Annotated in this window: 7 protein-coding genes; 2 read left to right on the top strand and 5 right to left on the bottom strand. The window is 44.9% G+C overall.

All coding sequences use genetic code 11. The features are described 5' to 3' along the window. Positions 1 to 729: 729 nt before the first annotated feature. From R7035_RS22485 to hemC, 4 genes are read right to left on the bottom strand one after another with little or no spacing between them, the layout of a single operon-like run. The gene (locus R7035_RS22485; protein WP_256901424.1) at positions 730 to 1,938 is read right to left on the bottom strand and encodes a heme biosynthesis protein HemY; all 1,209 of its coding nucleotides are present in this window, start codon (positions 1,936 to 1,938) and stop codon (positions 730 to 732) included. Continuing rightward, on the bottom strand, positions 1,938 to 3,149 hold the full coding sequence (locus R7035_RS22480; RefSeq protein WP_104979849.1) for a uroporphyrinogen-III C-methyltransferase: 1,212 nt from the start codon (positions 3,147 to 3,149) through the stop codon (positions 1,938 to 1,940). The genes R7035_RS22485 and R7035_RS22480 overlap by 1 nt, the downstream gene beginning before the upstream one ends. Positions 3,150 to 3,166: 17 nt before the next feature. Further along, positions 3,167 to 3,895, bottom strand: a complete 729-nt coding sequence (locus R7035_RS22475) for a uroporphyrinogen-III synthase (RefSeq protein ID WP_005383386.1) — start codon at positions 3,893 to 3,895, stop codon at positions 3,167 to 3,169. Positions 3,896 to 3,897: 2 nt separating this feature from the next. Then, positions 3,898 to 4,836 carry a hydroxymethylbilane synthase gene (gene hemC / locus R7035_RS22470; protein ID WP_132937321.1) on the bottom strand — a complete coding sequence of 313 codons (939 nt, stop codon included), beginning with the start codon at positions 4,834 to 4,836 and terminating at the stop codon, positions 3,898 to 3,900. 346 nt (positions 4,837 to 5,182) lie between these two features. Between hemC and R7035_RS22465 the strand changes: the two genes are divergently transcribed. Continuing rightward, entirely contained in the window at positions 5,183 to 7,711 is a 2,529-nt protein-coding gene (locus R7035_RS22465) for a class I adenylate cyclase (RefSeq protein WP_053350817.1), read from the top strand. A gap of 69 nt (positions 7,712 to 7,780) precedes the next feature. Here R7035_RS22465 and cyaY read toward each other — a convergent pair whose 3' ends face one another. Beyond that, a complete protein-coding gene (gene cyaY / locus R7035_RS22460) occupies positions 7,781 to 8,095 on the bottom strand; it encodes an iron donor protein CyaY (protein ID WP_005378747.1) in 315 nt (104 codons plus the stop codon). Positions 8,096 to 8,169: 74 nt separating this feature from the next. On the opposite strand from cyaY, the gene lptM reads away from it, so the two are divergent. Next, positions 8,170 to 8,286, top strand: coding sequence for an LPS translocon maturation chaperone LptM (gene lptM / locus R7035_RS26220; protein ID WP_005378746.1), 117 nt, complete (start codon positions 8,170 to 8,172; stop codon positions 8,284 to 8,286). Positions 8,287 to 8,292: the final 6 nt, after the last annotated feature.

The following is an 8,292-nucleotide window of genomic DNA, read 5'->3' as shown; positions in this document are numbered from 1 at the left end:
GGTTGAAAGCACCGGTCTTGAAAACCGGCATACGTTAATAGCGTATCTAGGGTTCAAATCCCTATCTCTCCGCCACTATTAAGAAGCCTCGCTAGAAATAGCGAGGCTTTTTTCATTTCCGCACATCTTTATTACTCTATCTGTGCTTGTCAAAAATCAATTCCATATGCGATCTACTTTTCGACAAAGTAATATTGGTATCGGTATTGGTTGTGACGTTTTGATTTTTGCTAAGAAGTGCAGTTGCCTCTAAAGCTGTTCATCCTCATCACTGCATGCTGTCCCGATAAGGTTGTTGGAGATGCTGTTGAACCATCTATTGCCTTATCGTTCTCTTAAAGCACTACCATTGCTTCTCTAGCCCCTTTTACGGGAATAAGCATACTCAAATAGCCACTGTTTCACTGATGTATCTTTTTGTTTTACTCAGTCTAGCGACGCGCGTGCTCTATTGCCTAAATCTAGCTACGTCTTAAAACCATACTTCTACAGGCTAAAGTTACGTATTCCTGCATCTTTTAAAATTGTTTTGGATTCTGCTGGAATGACAGGATCAGAGTAGTCAAAAGAGAAGAGTGAAAGTGAAACGATAGTTAGTTACTAGGAAGTCGGGCACTACTTGGGAGCCAATGAATTTGATAAACATCTTGATGACCAAGGACTAAAGGGTTAGTAGCAGGCAATAAAAAAGCCGACAGTAAGCTGCCGGCTTCGTTAGGTCACCTTTAGTTAGTCATTCTGTACTAGCGTGAGAGCTTTACGAGAGTGTACTAGCGTGAGAGCTTTACGAGAGACTTCGTGAGCAGCTTTGGTTAGATTTTGCTTCTCTAGTGTGTCTGCTAGGAATGCATAGTCAGAGACGTCAGAGCGAAGCTTTAAGGCGATCTCAAAGTGATCCTGGGCTTCTTGCCACTTCTCTTGACGGAAATAGAAGTGCGCTAATGCGCTATGGGCAGCGGCGTTATCCGGTTCTTTCTTCACTACTCCCTCTAAGAAGACCACGACAGGGTGGGTATCTGGCAGATTTAGATCTGGCAGTAGTTGATAAAGCTCTGGGGCTGGTTGTTTTTTTAATGCTTCTTTTAGCACGGTAAAGGCTTCTGCATCAGCTTTTCGTGTGATGAGTTCTCGAGCAAAACAGGCAACGAGGTGTGTGTCTTGTTTCACTTTACGTGAGAGGCTATTCCAATGGGAGATTAGCCCTTCGCTACCCTGTTGCTGCGCTACTTCATGGAGTAAGCCGCACTGCGCCTTTTGAATCAGCTCTGCATGTTCTTCTTCCGTGATGAGTTTTGCTTTGGTTAGTTGTGGCAAGAGGTCAATAAGAGGTTGCCACAACTTTAGCTGCATGTACGTTGTTTTCAGCAAGTTCAATACAATAGAGTTACTCGCATACTGACTTTTTAACGATTGCAAGGTATCGAAAGCGGACTCGAACTCGTTGTCGCGGATAAATTGTTTCGCTCGAGTCAGTTCTACTGCGAGATGGGCGTTCTCTTGTTGGCTCGCTAGCTCTAGATAGTGATCTCGTTTTGCTTTATCACCTTGGCCTTGTGCGGCTTCAGACGCAACCAAGTAGCAAAGCAGCGGCATATCGTGATGATTTGCCCAGCGAGTTACTTTCTTCTCAGCACCTTTCCAGTCACCTTCTAGAAGTTTAATAATGCCTTCATTGGTGTATCGGCGGGAATGGCGCATTTTGCGAACACTGAAGTAATTCCATGTTGTAGAACTAGCATAAACTAACTTCTTAATCAGGTACTCAAGCAGAAAAAGACCTGCGAGTGCAGCGATAACGAAAACCACTAATGTCGTTACGCTCATCTCGATCGTTTTCTCGGCAATGGAGATGAGTACATAGCCTTGCTGACCAGAAAACTGGGTGCCAACAAATAGTCCTGCGCCTAGTACAACAAATAGGAAAATAAGACGAAACATTACTTATCCTCCATGCCTGTCATCGTTGTGACTTCACGACGTAGGCGTTCACGGATGACATCTGATAGTTGAGACTGACTTTGCAGTTTTGTTGGGTATTCCACTTGAATATTTTGCTGACTTAGTAGGTTAACCGTTTTGTTGAACTCTTTAACAGAATTATCGTCTTGGTTGAAGAAAGCTAATGCCCATTTGTCTGCTGTTTTTAGAGACGTGGTGTAAATTTCACCTTGCTCTTGGTACACCGCTTTTATTGCCGTTTCCAATTTGGCTTTGATGTTTTCTTTCAGGTAAAAGTGTTGCTCAGGAGAAAGCAATGGAATAACGTTACCATCGCGCGTGCGGAAGGTAATGAAGTTTTCTGAAAAGTCCTTCAAAGAGGTCATTAAGTTATCTTGCCAGTTTGCGATATCTTCAGACACTTCAGTGTTTTCTACGGCTTCAGCTTCAGGTAGCAGTGCATTGGCGAGAGGGAGCTTGTCTACTTGCTGTTGTAGGGCAGTTAAGCGTAGTACCAATCCATCACGGTCAATTAGCGGGATAGTGCGAAGTTTGGTGATATCGTTCGCCATTGCTTTACGTAGTTTGACGAGGCTAGGGTCATTCAGTGCTGCAATGCGTTGGTCTGCACTTTCCATCAGTTGAGTCGCGCTTTCTACATCGTGCTCTAAGAACAATTTACGACCAGCTAATTTGACAAGGTAATCGGCTTCCGCTAATAGCCAGTCGTTTGGTCGACGACCTTTCACATCGGCAACGGCGAGCTGTAAGCTTTCAATGCTCTTCTGTTGCTGTCCAAGTACCACTTCCGCTTTGTGTGTCACGGTTGTTGCTTTCTCGATGGTTTCTTCTTGTACCCGGCTGAGCTCTTGCTTCATGGAAGCTTGAGTGCTTTCTAGCTGACTTTTTAGTTGGGCGATCTGCGCTTGGTAATCGGCTTGCTGTTGATGCACCTTGTACGCGAGGCCACCGCCAAAAATAATCGATAAGATGATAGCGACCGTGCCTAGTTTGACACCGCGTTTACCTTGTTTTTCTTCAAACTCGACTTTGGTTGGCTCTGCTGTTTTTGGGGGCTCGGCCGCTTGTGGTTGCTCTTTTTTAAGGTCCGCATCCTGCTGCGATGTGGTTTTTTCGACTAGCGGTGCCGATGAGGTTTCTTCGGAAAGGTTTTTATCGTTATTTTTTTGGTCGTTATTTTTACTTGTCATGCCTATATCCTGTGTAGCTAGGGCTGGAGAGCCGCCAGTAATTCTTGGTTGGATGCGCTTCCCGTGCATCTCACGCGAGTGAACCCCCTTTGAATTGCGATGTCAGCGATACGCTGACTGGGGATATACAACTCTTGTTGATTAAGCCAAGTCAATTGCTCCGACGTCAATTGGCTGCACAAATAATCCAGTTGTTCACCACTGGTGACAATAATCTGGTTAATTTGTAGGTTTTTCCATAGTGAGATACAGCTTACTGGATCGAATGGGATGAATTCTCTCTTGTAAGTCTCACTATAGTGAACTTTTGCGCCACGCCTCACCAATGCATCTTTGATCAGCTCTCTTCCGCCGTTACCACGAAGGATAAGAACTTGTTGTTGTGCCACATTGTTGAGCTCTGGCAGTCGCAATAAGTGTTCACTATCACTGACTTGGGGATAGTGTACTTTCTGTTGGGTACATTTGCTTAAATAGTGTGCTGTTTTTTGACCAACGGCAAGGTAAATAGCTTGTTTCGGCCATGACATCCCGTTGCTGGCTAAGATTTGCTGTGCACATTGCACTGCATGTCGACTAACAGCGATAACAATTTGAGCTTGATGTAGATGTTTAGAGAGGTGCGTGTCCGTGAGATCGGCGACAATGTCGATCAGAGGATGGTGATATGCGGAAATGCCGTGCCTTTCGAGCAGAGAGCAAAGCGCGTTGCCTTGCTCTCCCGGCCGAGTGACCAACACTGCCATGGTTATTCGTGATCTGCGTACAGCTTAGTTAGGATTTCACGAGCGCCGTTATCTAGCAGCTCATTGGCTAGCTGCACTCCTAATGCTTCGCCATCTTTACGATGGCCACGAATTTCACCACGAACAATTACGCTGCCATCTGGTTCGCCAACTAATGCGCGTAACCAAATGTTGTCGCCGTCTAGTAGGGCATAGCTGCCGATTGGTACCTGACAGCCGCCTTCTAGGGTCAGATTCATTGCGCGCTCACACAAAACGCGGTCTACGGTGTCTTGGTGGTTAAGTGGCTCAAGCAGCTTAAGCAGTCTTTCATCGTCAAGGCGGCACTCAATACCGACAGCACCTTGGCCTACCGCTGGTAGTGATTGCTCTGGTTCGATAAAGCTACGAATGCGTTCTTCAAGCTTCAATCGTTTGAGGCCAGCCGCAGCAAGAATGATTGCATCATACTCACCCGCATCTAACTTACCAAGGCGAGTGCCCACATTACCGCGAAGCTCTTTGATGATGATGTCCGGACGATATTCTTTCAGTTGGCATTGACGGCGCAAACTGCAAGTACCAACCACGGCACCTTGAGGGAGCTCATCAATGTGGCTATAGGTATTAGAGATGAAGGCATCACGAGGATCTTCACGCTCACAAATGGTCACGAGGCCAAGGCCTTCTGGGAAATCGACGGGTACGTCTTTCATTGAGTGAACGGCGAGGTCTGCGCGTCCTTCTAGCATCGCGACTTCAAGCTCTTTTACGAACAAGCCTTTGCCGCCAACTTTTGCTAGTGGTGTATCTAAAATCACGTCACCTTTGGTCACCATGGTTACTAACTCGACTTCCAAGCCAGGGTGAGCGGCTTGAAGGGCGTCTTTAACAAAGTAAGCTTGCCATAAAGCAAGAGGGCTTTTTCGAGTTGCAATGCGAATCGGTGTGGATTGTGTCATGATCTTCTCAATGCTGTTTGGATTTGGGTTTATCCTACCATTCTCATCAAGAAATGCTTACTGTTAGTTCGTTATCTCTGAAGGCTATGAATGGAATTACATGACGTTATGAAAATAGTGTGACTGGATTCTCAATTAGACTAAGGACTATTATTAGTAATAGGTAATAAGAGCGACACTACCGCGCGATTAATTTTGTGACTAAAGTATGGTTTTGTATCCAGAGTGATACGCGGGCGTGAAGCTTTACCCGCACCAATAAAAGTGTTAAATTGATCACGTTTTTAAGCCATTTTGGTTTAAAACGTCAGCAGATTTTCGTGATTGTTCAACCAAGGAATTCCCCTTGCAGGCTTACACCCAAAAAATCATCCAGCGACTAGATAATTTGAATCAGCAGCGAGTTGATCGCGCGCTGGCGCTTATGGATTCGCAAAGCCAGCAAGTCTTCCATTTGATTCCTGCCTTGTTGAACTACAACCATCCTGTAATTCCTGGCTATTATGATGCCGATGTCCCTTTTGGTGTGCATGGGCTTGAACTAAATAGCATTCAGCAACAATTCATAGATGATATTCAACTTGCCATTGGTCAGCCGCTCAAGACGGTAGAAAAGCCCGCTATATTGGGTTTGTACACCATGGGCAGTACCTCCTCGATTGGTCAAAGTACTTCCAGTGATTTGGATATTTGGGTGTGTATCTCACCAGAGATGGATTGTGACGAACGCGAGTTATTGACCAATAAATGCTTACTCATCACGGATTGGGCACAAAGCAAAGGCGTGGAAGCGAACTTTTTCTTAATGGATAAAGAGCGCTTTAGAAGCAATCATTCTGAGGAGATGACAGGTGATAACTGTGGTTCATCTCAGCACTTACTTTTGCTAGATGAATTCTATCGTAGTGCGGTGCGTATTGCCGGACAGCGTTTGTTATGGCAAATCGTGCCGCCAGAAATGGAAGAGTGTTACGACGAGTACGTTTCTCAACTGTGCAGTGATGGTTACATCGACTGTAGTGAATGGATCGACTTTGGTAAATTGAACTGCATTCCTGCTGAAGAATACTTCGGCTCGAACTTGTGGCAGTTATACAAAAGCATCGACTCTCCCTACAAATCGGTATTAAAAGCCATCTTGCTAGAAGCTTACTCGTGGGAATACCCGCATACTCAATTGTTAAGCATCGACACTAAACGTCGTTTCTTTGCCCATGAGCCTGATCTCTATGGCATGGATGCGTACTACTTAATGTTGGAAAAAGTAACCCGTTACTTAGAGCGAATTCAAGACGATACACGTTTGGATTTAGTGCGTCGCTGTTTCTATCTCAAAACCCATGAAAAATTATCTCGTGAGCCGAATGTTGGCTCAGTAGCTTGGCGTCGTGAAGCGCTGAGCGATATGATTGCAAAATGGAATTGGGATGCCAGTGTCGTTGCAGAGCTCGATGACCGCCGTAATTGGAAGGTTGAACAAGTAAAGGTGGTACATCATGCATTGCTGGATGCGTTGATGCAAAGCTACCGTAACTTGATTCAATTTGCGCGTCGTAACGACATCACTTCTGCTATCAGTCCGCAAGACATCAGTATTTTGGCCCGTAAACTTTACGCAGCTTTTGAAGTATTGCCGGGCAAAGTAACGTTACTAAACCCACAGATTTCACCTGATCTGCACGAGCCTGACTTGAGCTTTATCGAAGTGAAAAAAGGGGGAGTGAACAAGTCTGGTTGGTACCTCTATAAACAACCACTTATTGCGCACCGCATTTTGGGGCAACCATATCTAGAGCATCATGAATACTTGAGTAAGTTGGTTGCTTGGGCATTCTTCAATGGCTTGATTACTGAATCGACTCGTTTACATGCCGTGGTACGTGAAGCGCAGCTAGATATTGATAAGTTTTACCAAATGGTGAGTGACTTACGAAATACTTTTGCGTTGCGTAAGCGTCGTCCATCTATGCAGGCGCTAGCGAGTCCTTGTGAAATAAGCCAGCTTGCGATGTTCATCAACTTTGAAAATGATCCGACGTCTGAACTTTCTGGTCGTTCGTTGAAAGTGGATGTTAAGAACACCGATATTTTTAGCTTTGGTCCAGAACATAAAAATTTAGTCGGCAGTGTTGACCTTGTTTACCGTAATTCTTGGCATGAAGTGCGTACGCTGCATTTCAAAGGGGAAACGGCGATGCTGGATGCACTGAAAACCATTTTGGGCAAAATGCACCAAGATGCGTTGCCACCAGAATCAGTGGATGTGTTCTGCTATGCGAAGAACATGCGTGGTGTGATGCGTAATATGGTTTACCAGCTTTTAGCTGAATGTATCGACTTACGCTTGAAACCAGTAGAGCAAGAGAAACGTCGCCGCTTTAAAGCGATGCGTCTTGGTAACCAGACTTATGGGTTGTTCTTTGAACGTCGTGGTGTGTCGGTGCAGAAGCTAGAAAATTCCATCGATTTCTACCGCAGCATTTCCACTAACAAACTCAAAGGCTCGCCGCTGTTAATGCTCGATCGTGAGCAAGAATATCAAATGCCGGAAGCGGTGGATGGGTTTGCCAGTGAAGGTCTGGTGCAGTTCTTCTTTGAAGATAACGAAGATGGCTTCAATATTTATGTGTTGGATGAGTCAAATCAAGTAGAAGTGTATCACCAATTTAGTGGCTCCAAAGATGAAATGATTTCGTCTGTAAACAGTTTCTACACGTCGGTAAAAGACGATAGTCGCGTCGCGTCGAAGTTTATTAATTTTAACCTGCCTCAGTACTATCAAATTATTCACCCTGAAGAGGGGAATGCGTATATCATTCCTTACCGTAATGACGGTTGTTCACCGAGTCGCCCGACCAAAACTGTGAACGCGTAATTAAACCCGTATCAATAAACAAAAAGAGCACTTCGGTGCTCTTTTTGTTTTGGTGACGATTGACCAGAATTATGCCCAATCAATGGCTTCGCCTGCGTGCTTTTCACACTCTTTCTTCACCATTTCAAATAGCTCCATACCCGTTTTTGAGCAGGTCCATTTACCTTCAATAAGCTTGAAGTGGAAACCACCAGATTTGGACGCTAGCCAGATCTCATGCATCGGCTCTTGGCGATTAATGATGATTTGGCTTCGGTCTTCAAATTCCAATGTCATTACGTTGCCAGTGACTTCGTAATCAATGTCTGCGCCTGAATCATCGATGGATTCTTCGATGATTTGCATCTGCGCATCCACCAGTTGATGAAATTCAGTATCGTTCATCCGTCTATCCTATTGCTTTTCCTGAGTGTGGTGCGATTATAGGGGGCATTGATTCAATAATCACGATATGCGAAATGAAAAAATTAGTTACTGTGTTGTTTGTGATGGTTGCCGCGACCTTAGCGGGGTGTGGTCAGTCTGGCTCACTATACATTCCAGATGACACTCAACAGAATGAGCAATCACAATAAATAACC

It is taken from the genome of Vibrio sp. 1731 (genome assembly GCF_033339955.1).
GTDB classification, from domain to species: Bacteria; Pseudomonadota; Gammaproteobacteria; order Enterobacterales; family Vibrionaceae; genus Vibrio; species Vibrio alginolyticus.
Note: the sequence above shows the minus strand (reverse complement) of the source record. Positions and strands in the feature narration are given on the sequence as shown.